General features: G+C 49.4%; 17 protein-coding genes. 6 read left to right on the top strand and 11 right to left on the bottom strand.

Annotated features, from left to right (window positions below; genetic code table 11):
- Positions 1 to 126: 126 nt before the first annotated feature.
- The 8 genes from DWZ67_RS08570 to DWZ67_RS08535 all read right to left on the bottom strand — a co-directional run bounded on the left by DWZ67_RS08570 (position 127) and on the right by DWZ67_RS08535 (position 7953).
- Positions 127 to 495 (bottom strand): GntR family transcriptional regulator, encoded by a 369-nt coding sequence (locus tag DWZ67_RS08570; protein WP_009036896.1) that lies wholly within the window; start codon positions 493 to 495, stop codon positions 127 to 129.
- A gap of 3 nt (positions 496 to 498) precedes the next feature.
- Positions 499 to 1293 carry a hypothetical protein gene (locus DWZ67_RS08565; protein ID WP_120138595.1) on the bottom strand — a complete coding sequence of 265 codons (795 nt, stop codon included), beginning with the start codon at positions 1291 to 1293 and terminating at the stop codon, positions 499 to 501.
- The gene (locus tag DWZ67_RS08560; protein ID WP_120138593.1) at positions 1290 to 2114 is read right to left on the bottom strand and encodes an ABC transporter ATP-binding protein; all 825 of its coding nucleotides are present in this window, start codon (positions 2112 to 2114) and stop codon (positions 1290 to 1292) included. Before DWZ67_RS08560 ends, DWZ67_RS08565 begins: the two co-directional genes overlap by 4 nt.
- A 117-nt stretch (positions 2115 to 2231) precedes the next feature.
- A complete protein-coding gene (gene trhA / locus DWZ67_RS08555) occupies positions 2232 to 2894 on the bottom strand; it encodes a PAQR family membrane homeostasis protein TrhA (RefSeq protein ID WP_243635141.1) in 663 nt (220 codons plus the stop codon).
- A complete protein-coding gene (gene gcvP / locus DWZ67_RS08550) occupies positions 2894 to 5743 on the bottom strand; it encodes an aminomethyl-transferring glycine dehydrogenase (protein ID WP_120138589.1) in 2850 nt (949 codons plus the stop codon). The genes trhA and gcvP overlap by 1 nt, the downstream gene beginning before the upstream one ends.
- Before the next feature lie 31 nt (positions 5744 to 5774).
- On the bottom strand, positions 5775 to 6413 hold the full coding sequence (locus DWZ67_RS08545; RefSeq protein ID WP_117879015.1) for an MBL fold metallo-hydrolase: 639 nt from the start codon (positions 6411 to 6413) through the stop codon (positions 5775 to 5777).
- A gap of 15 nt (positions 6414 to 6428) precedes the next feature.
- Positions 6429 to 7049: a 16S rRNA (guanine(527)-N(7))-methyltransferase RsmG gene (gene rsmG / locus DWZ67_RS08540; protein ID WP_120138690.1), complete on the bottom strand. Its 621-nt coding sequence runs from the start codon at positions 7047 to 7049 to the stop codon at positions 6429 to 6431.
- A gap of 37 nt (positions 7050 to 7086) precedes the next feature.
- On the bottom strand, positions 7087 to 7953 hold the full coding sequence (locus DWZ67_RS08535; RefSeq protein ID WP_016273526.1) for a DUF3298 and DUF4163 domain-containing protein: 867 nt from the start codon (positions 7951 to 7953) through the stop codon (positions 7087 to 7089).
- 138 nt (positions 7954 to 8091) lie between these two features.
- Between DWZ67_RS08535 and DWZ67_RS08530 the strand changes: the two genes are divergently transcribed.
- The 4 genes from DWZ67_RS08530 to DWZ67_RS08515 all read left to right on the top strand — a co-directional run bounded on the left by DWZ67_RS08530 (position 8092) and on the right by DWZ67_RS08515 (position 12895).
- Entirely contained in the window at positions 8092 to 8490 is a 399-nt protein-coding gene (locus DWZ67_RS08530) for a hypothetical protein (protein ID WP_016273527.1), read from the top strand.
- A gap of 83 nt (positions 8491 to 8573) precedes the next feature.
- Entirely contained in the window at positions 8574 to 10790 is a 2217-nt protein-coding gene (locus tag DWZ67_RS08525) for a TonB-dependent receptor domain-containing protein (RefSeq protein ID WP_087332569.1), read from the top strand.
- Between the two features lie 28 nt (positions 10791 to 10818).
- The gene (locus tag DWZ67_RS08520; protein ID WP_035457917.1) at positions 10819 to 11130 is read left to right on the top strand and encodes a heavy-metal-associated domain-containing protein; all 312 of its coding nucleotides are present in this window, start codon (positions 10819 to 10821) and stop codon (positions 11128 to 11130) included.
- A gap of 70 nt (positions 11131 to 11200) precedes the next feature.
- On the top strand, positions 11201 to 12895 hold the full coding sequence (locus tag DWZ67_RS08515) for a heavy metal translocating P-type ATPase (RefSeq protein ID WP_120138587.1): 1695 nt from the start codon (positions 11201 to 11203) through the stop codon (positions 12893 to 12895).
- Between the two features lie 11 nt (positions 12896 to 12906).
- On the opposite strand, the gene DWZ67_RS08510 is transcribed toward DWZ67_RS08515, so the two are convergent.
- Positions 12907 to 13740 carry an AraC family transcriptional regulator gene (locus DWZ67_RS08510; protein ID WP_005828170.1) on the bottom strand — a complete coding sequence of 278 codons (834 nt, stop codon included), beginning with the start codon at positions 13738 to 13740 and terminating at the stop codon, positions 12907 to 12909.
- 110 nt (positions 13741 to 13850) lie between these two features.
- On the opposite strand from DWZ67_RS08510, the gene lipB reads away from it, so the two are divergent.
- A complete protein-coding gene (gene lipB / locus DWZ67_RS08505; RefSeq protein ID WP_255343538.1) occupies positions 13851 to 14522 on the top strand; it encodes a lipoyl(octanoyl) transferase LipB in 672 nt (223 codons plus the stop codon).
- A complete protein-coding gene (locus DWZ67_RS08500; RefSeq protein WP_120138585.1) occupies positions 14519 to 15115 on the top strand; it encodes an ACP phosphodiesterase in 597 nt (198 codons plus the stop codon). Before lipB ends, DWZ67_RS08500 begins: the two co-directional genes overlap by 4 nt.
- Positions 15116 to 15242: 127 nt before the next feature.
- Here DWZ67_RS08500 and DWZ67_RS08495 read toward each other — a convergent pair whose 3' ends face one another.
- Together DWZ67_RS08495 and DWZ67_RS08490 are read right to left on the bottom strand one after the other, a co-directional pair.
- Positions 15243 to 16082, bottom strand: coding sequence for a DUF4373 domain-containing protein (locus DWZ67_RS08495; RefSeq protein ID WP_120138583.1), 840 nt, complete (start codon positions 16080 to 16082; stop codon positions 15243 to 15245).
- Positions 16083 to 16122: 40 nt separating this feature from the next.
- Positions 16123 to 16470, bottom strand: a complete 348-nt coding sequence (locus DWZ67_RS08490; RefSeq protein ID WP_022401485.1) for an SH3 beta-barrel fold-containing protein — start codon at positions 16468 to 16470, stop codon at positions 16123 to 16125.
- Between the last annotated feature and the right edge of the window lie 765 nt (positions 16471 to 17235).

Below are 17235 nucleotides of genomic sequence, written 5' to 3'. Positions count from 1 at the left end.
GTCTGTCCGATGAAAGTCAGGAATGCATGAAGGAATAAATCTCGTACATCAGTGTCGAAACTTTGACAATCGTAAGTCCGAAGAGGAGTCCGAAGGTAATCCATAATGCAGTCTTTGCGTATCTCTTCATGAACCGTCTTTTTTAAGTTTGTTATATCGTTCTGTTATTTCTTCTATACTGATGCCGAGTAGCTCCATGCTGCGGAACATGTCGGCAAGCTGGTTGTCAAAAAACTCTTTCTTCTGTATTCGCATCACTTTCTTCACCGCATCTTTGGAGAGGTAGAACCCCATTCCCCGTTCCGGGTAGATGATGTCCTCCGTCTGGAGGTATTCATAGGCCTTCAGCACGGTGCGCGAGTTCACTGCCAGTTGTGTGGAGAGCTCCCTCACGGATACCACCCGCTCTTCTGCCCGCCATTCGCGGGTGAGAATCTTGCTGAAACAGAAGTCTACAATCTGCTGGTATATCGGCTTGTTGGTCTTGAAGTCCATAGGCTACAGTTGTTTTTCTTTGAGCAGGAAGTAGCTCGATACCCATGAACCGAGCAGCACACTGATGGGAGCCGCATAATTGCAGAAAGTCACGATGGCTTGTGCACCGGCCGACAACGGATAGTTGGTGTTGGGCCATGTGGCAATGTTATCCATCCAATATCCGTCCGCTCTGGCTTCGGGCATGAGGGAGGCCACAAAAGTTACAATTCCTATGCAGACGGCAATGGAGCCTACAAAGATGGTAAAGCTTTTCAGCAGGACTTGCCGGCTGAAGGCGAAGTAGCCGATGAAGGCGGAAGCATGCAGGATTACATAGGTCAGTATCTGGGTGTTGTGTATCCGGAACATCGTGATGTACGTTGCGAAATACTGCAGGAACTCGCTGCCGCTTAAGGACAGCAGACCTTTGAGGCAGGCTATCAGCAGGCTGCAGAATAGGGGAAGCAGCAGCAGGTATTTTATCCAGATATGCAGGAACTTCTCGAATGCCGATGCCGGCAGCAGTATATCGAGAGTGGAGCTGCGTTTGCTGAATTTTGTTTCCAGCAGGCAGGGGGCCATGAGGATAAAACATAGTACGTAGCGGGAGAATTCGGTGGCAGAGGTCTGTTTGCCGTAGTAACTTCCACCGCGGTTTATGTCGTAGAGAATGCACAGGATGCAGATGAACGATACGACGGCTGCCGACCAAAGCAGGTGTCTGCCGGTCTCATTCCTTTTATATTGTTCCAGTAGCAGGAAGCGTTTCAGATTAAAAGTTGCGTTCATAGTTCTGTTTGTATGATGGATTTTCATTGAAACATGCTCTGTATCTTTTCCGGTTGTTGCAGCACCGCTTTATACAGCAGCTCGATGTCCGGTGTGTTCTCCTCTCCGTCCTCGTTGGGAATGATGGAGAAATAACCCGATAGATTCTCTTCGCTGTAGATGCTTTCTTCCGGCAGAATGTCCGTACGGGCAAAGAGAAGCCGGTTGCTGATTTCGTCCAGCGAACGGTTCAGTAATATTTCGCCTTTGCCAAGGATGACGAGATGGTCCAGCAGGTTCTCGAAGTCGTGTGCCTGATGGGTGGAGATGAGCAGCGTGCTTTCATCGTCCATGCTGCGGCTGATGATACGCTTCAAGGCTTGGCGAGAGGTGATGTCCAGCCCGTTTGTCGGTTCGTCGAGTAGGGTGTATGGAGTATGCAGGGCAAAGGCGTATGCCAGCATTGCCTTCTTCTGTTGTCCGTAGGAGACGGAAGAGAGTTTCTGTTTCCGGTCGATTTTCAGCTCTTCCAGGTTCAGGTCGAATTCTTCCTGATTGAAATGTGGATAGAATACGGAATGGCGTGCAGCGAAGCTGACGATACTCTCGGTTGGCATCTGCATCTCTTCGGGCAGGAAGAAGTAACGGTTCAACCCTTCGGGCTGTCTCTCCGCCGTGTTTCTTCCGTCTATGCTGCACTTTCCGTTTTTGGGAAAGAGTAGTCCGCAGATGAGATGCATCAGCGTCGTTTTGCCTACGCCGTTTTCTCCCAGAAGTCCATATATACCGTTTCCTATTTCCAAAGATATATTGTTGAAAATAAGTGGATTGGACTTGTATCCGTAGCTTGTGTTCTCTATCGTTATCATAACTTTATTAGTGTTGTACTGATGTACAACACTGCAAACGTAGGGTAAGTTATGGAGAAAAGCAAGGGAAAGAGATACTTATTAACTTCTTTTAGCGGTTGTGCGCTTGCCGTTTGCTTACAGCATCTTCACCAGTATGTCCCATACAGCCACCATGTGGCAGGCTGAACCGCCCAATACAAAGAAATGGAAAATCGAATGCATGTACCGTGCCTTGCGCAAGGAGTAGAAAGCAGCTCCCGTGATGTAGCATACTCCTTCGGCAATAATCCAGTAGCAGGCTGTAGGGGAGAAGGCGAAAAGCTGCTTGAATACTACCAGTACGGACAGTCCCATCAGGATGTAACACACTGTTTCCACGTAACTGTGCTCCTCCATCTTGCGGAAGCTGACAACAGTGCCGATGATGGCGCATAGCCAGACGAAGCCGAAAAGTTCCCATCCCCAACCGCCGTCCTCTCTCAATGCAATGAGCGTGATGGGGGAGTAACTGCCTGCAATGTGCCAATAGATGGCCGCATGGTCCCAATGCCGCAAGCGCCGTTTCCACGGATTATGATGTTTCAGGGAGTGGTAGAGTGTGGAGGCAAGATAGGAGCCGCCCATACCGAACAGATAGAGCCATACACCGAATGCTGCCCAAAGATTCTGTACTTGGTAGCATTTTATCAGGAATAGTGTACTTACAATTACTCCCATGGCAATGCCGATGCCATGGGAGATGGAATTGATGGTTTCTTCTTTTTTACTATAAAATAGTCCGTTACGCTTTCTTTTCATCAGTCGAAGCATCCATAGCATGTGGGCAACAGTTTACGGTCTCCCAACGTGTTGTCTACACGTGCCACGTTCACCCAGAACTTGTTTTCGCGCACGCTTTCTATCGGGTAGGCTGCCTTTTGGCGGGTATAGCTGTGCTCCCACGTGTCGGCTACCACTTCGTATTCGGGGTGCGGGGCATTCACCAGCACGTTGTCCGTCTTGTCGGCTTCGCCGTTCTTCACTTCTTGAATCTCGTCCCAGATGGTCAGCATCACCTGCACGAAGTTATCCAGTTCGGCAAGGCTTTCGCTCTCCGTCGGTTCAATCATCAGTGTGCCGTGTACCGGGAAGGAGAGGGTGGGGGCATGATAGCCGTAGTCCATCAGACGTTTGGCGATGTCGTTTTCACTGATGCCCGTCTCTTCGTGCACCTTGCGGCATTCCAATATCATTTCGTGTCCCACGAAGCCGGTAGCACCGCGGTAAACAATGCCGTACGTATCCTTGAGGCAGGCTGCCAGATAGTTGGCGCTGAGGATAGCTATCTTCGTGGCCCGTGTCAGTCCTTCCGTTCCCATCATGCGGATGTAGCCGTAAGTGATGGGCAGGATACCTGCGCTGCCGAAGGGAGCTCCGGACACCTGGTTGGCTGCATTGCCGAACAATTTGTGTCCCGGAAGGAACGGAACCAGATGCTCTGCCACGCAGATGGGGCCTACGCCCGGTCCGCCGCCGCCGTGAGGAGAGGCGAACGTCTTGTGCAGATTCAAGTGGCAGACGTCCGCACCGATAAAGCCGGGATTCGTCAAGCCTACTTGGGCATTCATATTGGCGCCGTCCATATATACCTGCGCACCGCAGGCATGTATGATGTGGCAGATTTCCACTATTTCCGTTTCAAAGATACCGTGTGTGGAAGGGTAGGTAATCATCAGGGCGGCGAGGTCATCCTTGTTTTCTTCCGCTTTGGCACGCAAGTCGGCCATATCCACATTGCCTTGTGCATCGCAGGCGCAGGTCACGGTGGTGAAGCCAGCTTGGATGGCGGATGCCGGGTTGGTGCCGTGTGCGGATGCCGGTATCAGCACCTTGTTGCGGTGTCCTTGCCCGATGCTTTCCAGATAGGCGCGGATGACGCGGAGTCCGGCATATTCGCCTGCCGCACCGGAGTTTGGTTGCAGGCTGACGCCGGCAAAGCCGGTAATTATTTTCAGCTCTTCACTGAGGTTGCTTATCAGTTCGCGGTAACCTTCGGCCTGGTCCTCGGGCACCAGGGGATGCATGTTCATGAATTCCGGACGGCTGAGCGGAAGCATCTCTGCGGCAGCGTTCAGCTTCATGGTGCACGAGCCGAGGGAAATCATGGAGTGTGCCAGTGAGATGTCCTTGCGGTCGAGACGCTTGATGTAGCGCATCATCTCCGTTTCCGTATGGTATTTGTTGAATACTTCATGTGTCAGATAGGTGCTTTGGCGTTTCATCTCCGCGCTGATGCTGCTTGCCATGGGTACGTCGCTTGCCTTTTCCCAATCCCTTCCGGCGGCAATGGCAAAGATGGAGAGCAGTACGTTGACGGCAGTGATGTCCGTAGTCTCATCGATGCTCATACCTACGTCCCCATTCTTGAAATAACGCAGGTTCACTTCCTTGCTCAAGGCGATGGTACGTATCTGCTGTGCCGAAATGGTGTCGGGCAGTGCAAAGCGGAGCGTGTCGAAATATTGTACATTGACCTGCTTGTATCCCAGTCTGTTGATGCTCTTTTCCAAGAATACGGCAATGCTGTGGATGCGTTCTGCAATGGTGCGGATGCCTTCCGGACCGTGATATACGGCATAGAATCCTGCCATTGTAGCCAGCAGTGCCTGCGCGGTACAGATGTTGGAAGTCGCCTTTTCACGCTTGATATGTTGCTCGCGGGTTTGCAGCGCCATGCGGTAGCACAGCTTGCCGTATTTGTCTTTCGACCAGCCGATGATGCGTCCCGGCATATTGCGCTTGTACTCGTCGCGGGTGGCAAAGTAGGCTGCCGACGGCCCACCGTAGAACATCGGTGTACCGAGCCGTTGTGTAGTTCCGAAGACGATGTCAGCTCCCCATTCTCCCGGAGGGGTGAGCAGGGCGAGGCTCAGAATGTCGGCGGCAACGGCCACTTTGCAGTTGGCCGCATGGGCTTTTTCCACGAAGGCGCGATAATCTTCCACGTTGCCGGCGGCGTTGGGATATTGCAGTACGCAGGCGAAGATGTCCGGCGTGAATTCCATTTCATGGTATTTTCCTATACGCAGCTCGATACCTTGCGGAATGGCGCGGGTAGTCATTACCGCCAGTGTCTGCGGGAAGACGGCTTCGTCTACAAATACCACGTTAGCACCCGATTTCTGCATGTCGCGCGGACGCAGGGCGTACATCATCGTCACGGCTTCGGCTGCGGCAGTCGCTTCATCCAGCAGGGAGCAGTTGGCAAGGGGCATGCCGGTGAGGTCGCATACGGCAGTCTGGAAGTTCATCAGGGCTTCCAGGCGTCCTTGTGAGACTTCGGTCTGATAGGGGGTATAGGAAGTGTACCAAACGGGGTTCTCGAATACATTCCGTTGGATAACGGCAGGAGTGATGGTATTGTACCATCCCATACCGATATAGGTTGTGTAAAGTTTGTTTTTGGCAGCCAGTCCTGCAATGTGCTGTCCGAATTCATACTCCGTCATTGTCTTGGGCAGAGCCAGCGGTTCTTTCAGGCGGATGTTGGCAGGAATGGTTTTATCAATCAGCTCGTCCAGGCTTTTCACTCCTATTTTTTGGAGCATCTTCTCCTCGTCTTTTTCGCTGATGCCGATGTGGCGGTAGGCCAATAGGTCGTTTTTCATGGCTGTAATGATTTAAAAGTTTGCTGTATATTTACCGGAAGAACGGATTCTCCGCTTTTTCTATTCCTATGGTAGTCGGTGCTCCGTGTCCGGGATAGACAATCGTGTCGTTAGGCAGGATGAACAGACGGCTGCAAATATGCTCTATCAGTTCGTCGAAGTTGCCGCCGGCAAGGTCGGCACGGCCGATGCTGCCTTGAAACAGCACATCCCCCGAGAACATGCAGTGGTCTGCCGCGCAATAGTACACCAGGCTGCCCGGCGAGTGTCCCGGCACATGGATGGCTTCCAGTTCCGTATTGCCGAAGGTGATGATGTCTCCATCGTGCAGATAAGTGCCCAGAGGCACGGGGGCTTCCTGCAGTTGGAAGCCGAACATGCGGCTTTGTTTCGGCGCTTCGTCAATCCAGAACTCATCGGCCTGGTTGGCTTCAGCCTTCAATCCGAACTCTTTCAGCATGAAAGGATTGCCGAAGATATGGTCCAGATGCAGATGGGTATTCAGCAGATGTTTCACATTCAGCCCATTCTTGGTGATGAAGTTTTTCAAGGCCTGCTTTTCTTCTTCATAAAAACAGCCCGGGTCAATGACGACCGCTTCATTGGTTTCGTCCCAAAGCACATAACAGTTCTCCGGGAACATATTAAACTCAAATCTCTTTATTTTCATATTATGTATTTAGATTTATCCCCCTACATATACTACTTTCTTTGTCTCGAAGAACTCCTCTTCAAAGAACTCCTTCAGGTCCCACAGCGTAGTCTTGTTCTTGACGGGCATGGTTTCGTTTCCCAATTCGCCCCCCTTGAGGCAAATCAGTCCGTTGGGCAATGCATTCTGCTGTTTGGAGGAGATGTTCTTGCGGATAATCTTCAGTAGGTCTGTCAGTGGCATCACGGCACGGCTCACCACAAAGTCGAACTTCCCTTTTTCCTCTTCTGCGCGGGCATGACGGAAGGTGACGTTTTTCAGCCCGATGCTGTTGGCTATTTCGGAGGCTACGCGTACTTTCTTTCCGATGCTGTCCACCAGATGGAAGTGTACTTCGGGGAAAAGGATGGCAAGCGGGATTCCCGGAAAGCCTCCTCCCGTGCCGAGGTCCATAATCTGTGTCCCCGGCCTGAAGTGGATTACCTTGGCTATGCCCAGAGAATGCAGCACATGGTGTTCGTACAAGTTCTCTATATCTTTGCGTGAAATGACATTAATCTTAGAGTTCCAGTCCAGATAGAGGTCGTAGAGTGCGGCAAACTGCCATTTCTGTTCTTCCGTCAGGTCCGGGAAATATTTGAGTATTAAATCCATTGTGAATTTTATATTGATAGACAATTGATTACAGTTCCTATTCGCCGTCTGTTTTTATAGCGCTGCTTAATACAATGAATTTACCGTTCATCAGAGGAGCTATGTCCTCATAAGACAACGTGATTTTGGTTGCTCCCATTACGTATGGGGCAATTTCATATACATTATAATAGAAGGTGATTCCCGTTGGGTCCAGGTAGAAATTCTCGATGGGCTCCAGATCGCCGGTGGTGGCGTAGCCCATGTCCTCCAGCTCTTGGCGGGTGCTGACGTTGTTGTCTGCCATCAGCTGTTTCCAAAGCAAGTCGGTCAGCGCTTCCTTATAGTCGCCTTCAAAGAGGTCATCCAGGCGGATGGGGCTTAGGGTCTTTAGGTCGAGGTTGAGGAAGGTGGACATATAGATGCCGTGTGCGCCGCCGGTATATTCGTTGTAATCTATACGGTAGGTCAGTATCAAGGTATTGCACAACTGCACATGGCTTTCGATTCCTTTATAATAGGAATACCAAGCTCCTATGCTTTCTTCGTCCTCCTTGTCCTGCTCATCCTTTTTGTACATCGGCTCCAGGTCATTGCGGTAGTCGCTGACATATTTCTCCGTATATTTCTTGACAGCTTCTTCGGGTGTCATCGCCATGTACTTGTCGCCGAAGCAGGCAGAGAGGAAGAAGGTGTTCAGACTGTCTTTCAGCCTTACGTCGGATGACTGGCTGGCGTAGGCAAAGTTGAGGATGAGGTTGCAGGCCGGCTTGGCTGTGTCTCCGAAGAGATGTACGGTTTCGTTTACTTGTATACTGTCGAACTCCAACGCGTATGCGTTTTTGTTCACGGTGTTACCGCAGGAAAAGAAAAAGCCGCTTGCCGCAAGCAGAAGGACAAGTAGGCTGACAGTTTGCTTTTTCATATTGAATTTCGTTTATAAATCAACATATCAATCAAAAAACTTTATCGACAAATATAGAACTTATTAACGAACTGCACACATAAAAAAGGAAAAATTAATTCCGGCAAACGGTTAAAACTTTCTATCTTTGCAACGCTTATGAAGGAACTCCGTTACATACTGGCTGTACTCTTTTCCTCCCTTATCATTATAAGCGGAGTGGGGATTTCTGTAGTTCAGTATTGCTGTGCCGGATGCGAGACGACGCAAAGCTGCTGCACTTCCGGCTGTTCCAAATGCCATAATACACATCGTGCCTCACGGCAAACGTGCAAGGATACCGGTTGTACAGCCGTCTACTACAAGGTGGATTTCGTGAAGTATGCACACGAGTCTGCTTCGTTCGTGCCATCCCTTACATTGTTTTGTGAGCAACTGCCGTTGTTTGATTACTCCTTGCCGCAAGTGGCCTGTACTCCGGAAGTGCATTTCGGGGCACCGCCATATGTCGTCGGCTCGCGTCATTATCTGGCGCTCTATTCCACGCTTCTCATTTAGTGTTGTTTTATACGGGGCAATGACATGAATTGTCCGGAGGGAACTGTTTGTTTTTTAATCACTTCTTTAAGTATAAAACAGAAATGAAATATAGTTTGATAGCCATCCTTCTGTTCTCTTTCACCGCCTTGCAGGCGCAGGTAAAGGGAACGGTAAAGGATAATTTGGGCGACCCGATTGCGGGTGCCAACCTCTTCTGGCAGGGAACTACTCAAGGCACCACCACTTCGGTGGACGGTACTTTCTCCTTGTCCAAACCCAATGACAAGCATATGCTTGTAGTCAGCTTTATCGGTTTTGAGAACGATACGATACACGTTAGTAACCGCAATGAGACGCTCGACATTGTCTTGCGCGAAGGGGTGGAACTGAGCGAGGTGAATGTGGTCAGCCGTAAGTTGGGCACCATGAAGCTGCGTAACAGTGTGATGAACGAAGATATGATAAGCAGCGCCGAGTTGAGCCGTGCCGCTTGCTGTAATTTGGGAGAGAGTTTTGTGACTAATCCCTCGGTGGACGTCACTTACTCTGACGCCGCCACCGGTGCCAAGCAAATCAAGCTTCTCGGCTTGTCCGGTACGTATGTGCAGATGATGACGGAGAATATCCCCAACTACCGCGGCTCTGCCGCCCCCTACGGACTGGGTTATGTACCCGGGCCATGGATGCAGAGTATTCAGGTGAGCAAGGGCAGTTCGTCCGTGAAGAACGGCTATGAGGCCATCACGGGACAAATCAATGTGGAATTCAAGAAACCCCAGTTGCCCGAGGCCGATTGGTTCTCCGCCAATCTCTTTGCCAGCAGTACCAACCGTTATGAAGCCAATGCCGATGCCACGGTGAAACTCTCCAAACGCTGGAGCACCTCTTTGCTGGCGCATTACGAGAATGAGACCAAAGCTCACGACAGCAACGACGACGGCTTTGCCGACATCCCCCGCGTGGAGCAGTACAACCTCTGGAACCGCTGGGCATACATGGGCGACCGCTACGTTTTCCAAGCAGGCATCAAAGTGCTTACGGAAGACCGCAACAGCGGACAAGTCGGTCATGGCAAAATGCCTCTGACAGACCCTTATAAGATAAGTATAGGCACCGACCGCTACGAAGCTTTCACCAAGAACGCCTATATATTCAACAAGGAGAAGAACACTAACCTGGCATTGATTCTCTCCGGCTCCCTGCACAAGCAGGATGCCTTGTACGGACGGAAAATCTACGATGTGGACCAGCACAACGCTTATGCCTCCTTGCTGTTCGAGACGGAACTGACCAAGCGTCAAAGTCTTTCTGCCGGACTGAGCTTCAACTATGACTCCTACGACCAGCACTACCGCCTGGACAATGACGCCGCACAGCCTTTGACGAAGAAATTCACCAAAGAAGCCGTCCCCGGCGCCTACGTGCAGTACACCTACAACTGGGACGATAAACTGGTGCTGATGGGTGGCATCCGCGGCGACCATAGCAGCGAGTACGGCTATTTCGTCACCCCGCGTTTCCATGTGAAGTACAATCCCAACGAGTATGTACATTTCCGTCTTTCGGCAGGAAAAGGATACCGCACGAACCATGTGCTGGCCGAGAATAACTATCTGCTGGCAAGTAGCCGCCGGATAGACATCGCCAAACGTCTTGACCAGGATGAGGCCTGGAACTATGGCGCAAGCACTTCCGCCTATATTCCCTTGTTCGGCAAAACCTTGAACCTGAATGCGGAATACTATTACACGGATTTCAGCAAGCAGGTGGTGGTAGACATGGATACGGACCCGCATGCCGTTCTGTTCTACAACCTTCACGGCCGTTCCTATTCGCAGGTAGTGCAGGTGGAGGCAAGCTATCCGTTCTTCCCGGGTTTCACCTTTACCGCGGCTTACCGTTGGACGGATGCCAAGACGAATTACAACGGAGAGCTGATGGAGAAACCCCTTACCAGCAAATATAAAGGTTTGCTGACGGCTTCCTATCAGACACCTTTGGGATTGTGGCAGTTTGATGTAACTTTGCAACTGAATGGTGGCGGGCGCATGCCGGCTCCATACGAACTGACAGACGGCAACTGGTCGTGGGAAAGGCATTATGGCGGCTTCGAGCAGTTGAGTGCCCAGGTGACACGTTATTTTCGCCGCTGGTCTATATACGTCGGTGGCGAGAATCTGACGAACTTCAAGCAGAAGAACCCCATCATCGACGCTTCCAACCCCTGGGGAAGCAATTTTGACGCTACGATGGTGTGGGGACCGATGCATGGGGCAAAAGCCTATGTAGGTGTCCGTTTTAACTTGCCGAGAATATAATATTATTTATTAAATCAATAGCGAAACAATGAAAACAAGAAGATTTTTAATGACTTTGGCGGTTGTACTCTTCTGTGCATCTGCCGCAATGGCGAAAGACATCCGTACAGCCGTGTTCAAGGTAGCACAGATGAAGTGTGAGAACTGTGTAAGGAAGATAAACAATAATATCCGTTTTGAGAAGGGACTGAAGGACTTCCACACAGACCTGAAGACAAAGACGGTAACCATCACGTATGATGCCGACAAGACCAATGTGGAAAAGTTGAAAGAAGGTTTCCAAAAGTTCCATTATGAAGCGGAGTTTGTCAAGGAAACCAAGCAGGACGATAAGAAGTAATTGAACAAACTGCTCATTCCAGTTGTTGCTTTATTAAAGCGGAACAACAACCATCTAAAAAATAAATCGAATGAGCAATATAATTACTAAGGCACATCCCGTGCTGGATATGCACAGCACGGGATTGCGCGTCGTCGGTGCATGGCTTTTTGCCATCGTGCTGATACTGTTTTCTACAGTCTTTGTGCATATACCCTATACCCGTGAAATACAGATGGTACTGGCAATTCCGGTACTACTGTTTTTCGGCGCTCCTTTTTATGCCGGTGCCTGGAAGGGAACCCGGTCGGGCCGCAACAATATAGACCGTCTGGTGGCACTTACCACCTCTGTGGCTTTTCTGTTCAGTGTGTTCAACACTTTCTTCCCGGATTATTGGCTGGGCATCGGGCTGGAACCGCATGTCTATTATGGGGTTGCCGCCGTCATCATCGCCTTTTCCCTGACCGGCGAGTTTATGGAGGAACGTGCCCGGAGAACTGTGTCGGCAGCTATCCGCCGGTTGGGAGGCTGGCAGCATAACGCAGCCCGCGTACTGCCGGAGAAGCAACGCATTGACGACCGTGTTGCCGAGCTTTTTGTCCCGGTCATTCTCATCATTTCCCTGCTGACCTTTTTTATATGGGTGTTCTTCGGAGGCATAGATGTAGTGTCACACGGTCTGTTTGCCGCTTTGTCCGTATTGGTGGTGGCTTGTCCGTGTGCGGTAGGGCTGGCCACTCCAGTAGCTTTGGCGGCGGGCCTCAATAAAGCTGCCCGCAATCATATCCTAATCAGGGACACTTCCGCTTTAGAGCAGATGCGCAATGTGGATGTGGTGGTATTCGACAAGACCGGGACCCTGACAGAAGGACATCCTACGGTAATAGGCTGGCTGTGGGCGCAAGGGCAGGAGGAGCATTATAAAGATGTACTGCTTGCTGCCGAGTCTACTTCGGACCATCCTCTGGCAGAAGCAATCGTTACGGCCCTGGAAGGGGAGGAGCAGGTTATCCCTGCCCACCTGGACGGTTTTGAAAACATTACCGGAAAAGGTGTCAGAGTGGCCTATCAAGGTGCGGAATATTGGGTAGGAAGCCATAAACTGCTGAAAGATTATCAAGCCAATTTGTCGGATATCCTGGCCGATATGCTGACACAATATGAATCGGACGGAAACAGTATTGTCTACTTTGGGCGTGAGAACGATTTACTTGCCGTTATTGCCATCAAGGACCAGTTGCGGGTGACTTCTATGGAAGCTATCCGGGAACTGCGTACCCAGGACATCGAGATATGCATGCTTACGGGAGACGGTGAGCGTACAGCTTCTTCCGTGGCCGGCAGTTTGGGTATCATGCGTTTTGTGGCCGATGCCATGCCCGATGACAAAGAGGATTTCATCCATAAGCTGCAGCTTCAGGGTAAAACGGTTGCCATGGTAGGTGACGGCGTGAACGATGCGCAAGCCTTGAGCTGTGCTGATGTAAGCATTGCCATGGGAAAGGGGACCGATACGTTGATGGACACCGCCATGATTACTCTCAGGACTTCAGACCTGCTGCTGTTACCCAAAGTTTTCCGGTTGTCTCGCCAGACTGTGAGCCTCATGTACCGGAATCTGTTCTGGGCTTTCATCTATAATACAGTAGGTATCTTTGTCGCAGCCGGAGTACTCTATCCCGTCTATGACATCCTGCTGAGCCCTGCGCTGGCAGGTGCTGTCATGGCTCTTTCCTGTGTATCCGTGGCTTTGAGCAGCCTTCGTCTGAGTTCCAGGTTCTGACGGCTGTATTCTCAACTGTTCCTATACTCCAGCGGACTCATGCCCATGTGCCTCTTGAAGTATTTTCCAAAGAAGGAAGCACTGGGGAAGTTCAGGGAATAGGCAATCTCCTGAATGGTCATATTGGTTGATTTCAGCTTGGCTTTCACGTCTACGATGACGACGTGGGCGATGATGTCCAATACATTTCTGCCGGTCACCTGCCTCACGGTGGTGCTGAGGTGTTGCAGGGAGATGCCCAGTTTGTCGGCATAGAATTGCGCGCGGCGTTCGCGGGTATAGTTTTCGATGACGAGCTGCACCAGTTCGCGGCATATTTCCTCTTTCCGGCTCTTGTTCCCTTTTTGCATCTGCGGACGGTGGCAATACATTCTGTCTATGCCGCTGAGGAGCATGTTCAATGTGCTTTGAGCCATTTTTGTATCGGGAGGATAGGGACCGGTCGTGATGCGTGCCCATAAGGCAAAATAGTCCTTGAAATAGGAGGCGACGGTAGGGTTGACAGCCAGTACCGGATACTCCAGTATGTTGGAGAAGGAGCTCAATGTAGACTGGATGAGGTTGACTCCATTGAGGCAATGGGAAGAAAACCCCACGAATCCCAGGCACACTTTTTCCTTTTGTTCGTAAAACTGTATGATGGTTCCGGGAAGCAGGGTAATAAAATCCCCTTGCTTGATTTCCGTATCCATCAGATTGATGGATACCGTGATGGAACCTTCTATGCATAGTGCAAAGATGCATGCTTTCAGGCGGCACGACTGTTTGTATATGTTTAGAATGTCTTCCGTTACTTCAGTCCATGCAATCATGTCTACTGGCAGGTCGACTTGAGGAAATTCCATACGCTTTGTCGTTTAGAGTTCGCACAAAGGTAATTCTTTTCCGGGAAAAAGTAACGGAAGACATTCTGTTTTTAAAATGAAATGTTCTTTTTAGAATTCAAAAAAGTACTATATTTGCTTGCATGAAACTGGAAATATCAGATTGGAACATGATTCCTTATGCCGGAGCATGGAGCCGGCAGACGGAATGGTTTGACGCACTTGTACACGCCAAGCAGGCAGGAGAGTGCTATGTCAATCATATTGTGCTCTGCGAGCATCCCCATGTCTATACATTGGGGCGTAGCGGAAAAGAAGGGAATATGCTGCTGGGAGAAGAACAACTGCGCAGGATAGGGGCTACGCTCTATCATATTGACCGTGGCGGAGACATTACGTATCATGGTCCGGGACAGTTGGTCTGTTATCCTATTCTGAACCTTGAGGACTTTTCTTTGGGGTTGAAGGAGTATGTGCATCTGCTGGAAGAGGCGGTAATCCGTGTTTGTGCTTCGTTTGGCATCGCCGCCGGACGCTTGGAGAAGGCAACGGGCGTATGGTTGGAGGGCGATACTCCCCGTGCCCGTAAGATTTGTGCCATCGGCGTGCGCAGCAGCCATTTTGTTACCATGCATGGGCTGGCACTGAATGTGAATACTGATTTACGTTATTTCAGCTATATCAATCCCTGCGGATTCATCGACAAGGGGGTCACTTCTTTGCAGAAAGAGCTGGGACATGAAGTGCCGATGGAGGAGGTGAAGGAGCGTCTTTGCAAGGAGCTGGTAAATCTTTTGTCATGAACTATCTGGCACATATATTTCTTTCCGGTTCGAACAGAAAAGTACAGTTGGGCAATTTTGTAGGCGATGCCGTAAAGGGAAGCTCCTATAAGAATTATCCGCCGGATATAGCCAAGGGTATTCAGCTTCACCGCGCTATTGACGACTATACCGACCGTCATCCGGCAGTCTGCGAGGTGGTGCATAGGCTTCAACCAGAATTCGGACGGTATTCGGGGGTATTGCTGGATATTTATTTCGATTATTTGCTGGCTTCCCGTTTCGAGTCGTTCTTCGGAGTTTCCTTGAGGAGGTATACCCGGACTTTCTATCTTTCCCTCCTCATCAATTACCGCTATCTTCCGCTACGGTTCAAACGTTTTATCTGGCATTTTATCCTGACCGACCGTTTGCGGAAATACGCCACTCTGAACGGAATAAGAGAGTCTTTGAACATCATGGTGGAATATCATCATATTGATATATCCGTAGATAAGGCAATTCGATACCTTGAAGAGCACGATGAGGAACTGTTTGCTGTGTTCCAGCCATTTTTTATTGAATTGCAGAGGTTTTGTGCTGAATATCAGCATAATTATAAGTCACAATTTTAAGGACGAAGAAGGAATGAATATCGTGTCGGCAAGGAATTAATATCCTGCCGACACGATATTTGTTTTTTGTATCACACGTTGTTGATTTCCTGCATGACATGTTATTGATAGCTTGTGCCCTGTGGAATCAGCTTCCCGTACTCCGCTTCTCCCTTGCCAGTACCGAGATGATGTACCCTCCCTTGCTGTTCACCTTGTTCCAGTTCGTCCCATTGAATATTTTCCAGACGTAGTTTCCCAGCCTGCCGTAGTCCGATAACTTCAGAATCTTCCTGATTTCCTCCCGGTCGGTGATGTAGAGCTTTTCCAGATTCAGCATGAGGCATTCCAGGTTGTGCGTATTCCTGTTGTAGGCATATCCGGGAATGTCTAAATCAGGATTTCCCTGCGCTCCTCCGCTTTCCCCGGGGGGAGTAAGAGGGGGAAGTGCTCTACTTTCTTTTGCTTTGCTTTCTTTTACTTTGCTTTCTTTGCTTTGTTTGGAATTGCATGCATTTTCGGGGAAAATGTCTGCATCCTGCGTGCAATTTTCCCGTTTTTGCGTGCAAGTCTTGTCCTTGTCCGGTTTATCTTCCTCCGTCTCTACCTGCAGATAGGGTAGGGTGGTGAGGTCCCTTTTTCTTCTTTTGGTGGCTTCCAGCCATATTTTCTGTATCTCGGTAGAGGTCAGTACCCCTTGCTCCTTATAGGTTTTGGGGTCGAAAAAGGCTTTCTCCACCAGGATGTCCACGATTCCCTGCATCTCCTGCTCGTTGATGTCCTTTCCCGCCTTGTTTGTGAACAGTGTGCATTGCTCCGCGTTCCATTTCAGGTAATATCCGTTTTCCTTGTGTATCTTGCACAGCAGTTTCATTACCGCCGCCGTTCCTTTCAGTCCGAACCTGGCTTCCACCAGTTCCACTGCTATCTCTTCGAATAGATTTACTTTGAGGGGGAAGTATAGCATTCCCCCGTACATCATGGCCATTGTTTTTAGTGTTTAATGATTAGTGATTAATGGTTAATGGTTAGCATATGGGGCTCCATTCGAGGAAGTTCTCCAGCTGGAAAGTTTTCCATGCCTGCAGTTCCACATCCCAGAAAGCTATGGTGCTTGTCACTCTTGTGATGTCATAATCTCTTCTGAAGTCAGCCTTGTAGGGCAGTAAGGTGGCTTTCGCCAGCCTGAATGTCCCGTCCTGCTTGTGGTAGGCTATGAGTGCGTGTCCGTATTGCATGTGGTCTATCAGGCTTTCTATCCGTCGGGCCATCCATGTGGCGCATGTTTCCGTGTAGTTCTTTTCCAGCATGATACGTATTTTCCATAGGTTTCTCAGTGCTTCGTGAAGTGAAGCGTTCTTTGTCGACTTTCTCATCTTGTTGTCTTTAAAATTAATAATTGTATTAGTTTGGCAGGAGGTACGCTTGTATATAAAAAAGATGCCGCATTCATTGAGAAAGCGGCATCTGCAGGCGGTGTGGCTTCATCCTTACCAAAGTGGCGGCAAAGATAAGTGGTTTATTCCTTAAGTTGTTTATATTTAATTATTGTCAATAAGTTTTGTGGTTTCTGCCCTTTTTTGTTTTATTCCCTATATCTCTCCTGCTACCTTCATTTCCCGCCACACTTCACCGAACTCTTGTATTATAGTGTTTTCTGACAGTCTTTTATAGTCTGGCGTTCTGAAGTCGAAATGTGAGTATGCCCATTGTGCCAATGCCTTGTTGCTTGTCGGCTTTTCTTCTATAAAGTATCTTGATTTTTTCCATAGGATGATGTCTTTAATGACTTCTTTCCTATATTGTGGCAGTATTCCTATAACCTCCCCACTTGAGGGACGTCCTACTCCCGCTTTCGGAGCTGATATGCCGTGCTTTACATTCGTTTCTAGGGGGTCTCTTTTTGTTTTTTTTCCTTACTTTGGAGTGTCTCTTTTGCCTTCATTTTCTAATGTTTTTGGGTTAATAATTAAAATTACTGTAGTTTGTAAAATAAATGCAAAGGTATATCAAGTTTTTTGTTTTTGTGGAGTAAGGATGGAGATAAAAAGCTGGGTTTTATCTTTATGATGGGTTAATGCGTTGATATATAAATGGAAATGACTTTGACTTGGAAGTGTTTTTTAAACGTTCGTTTAATG

The organism is Bacteroides sp. AF34-31BH (assembly GCF_003602795.1).
Lineage (GTDB): Bacteria > Bacteroidota > Bacteroidia > Bacteroidales > Bacteroidaceae > Bacteroides > Bacteroides uniformis.
This window is presented reverse-complemented; position numbering and strand designations above follow the sequence as displayed.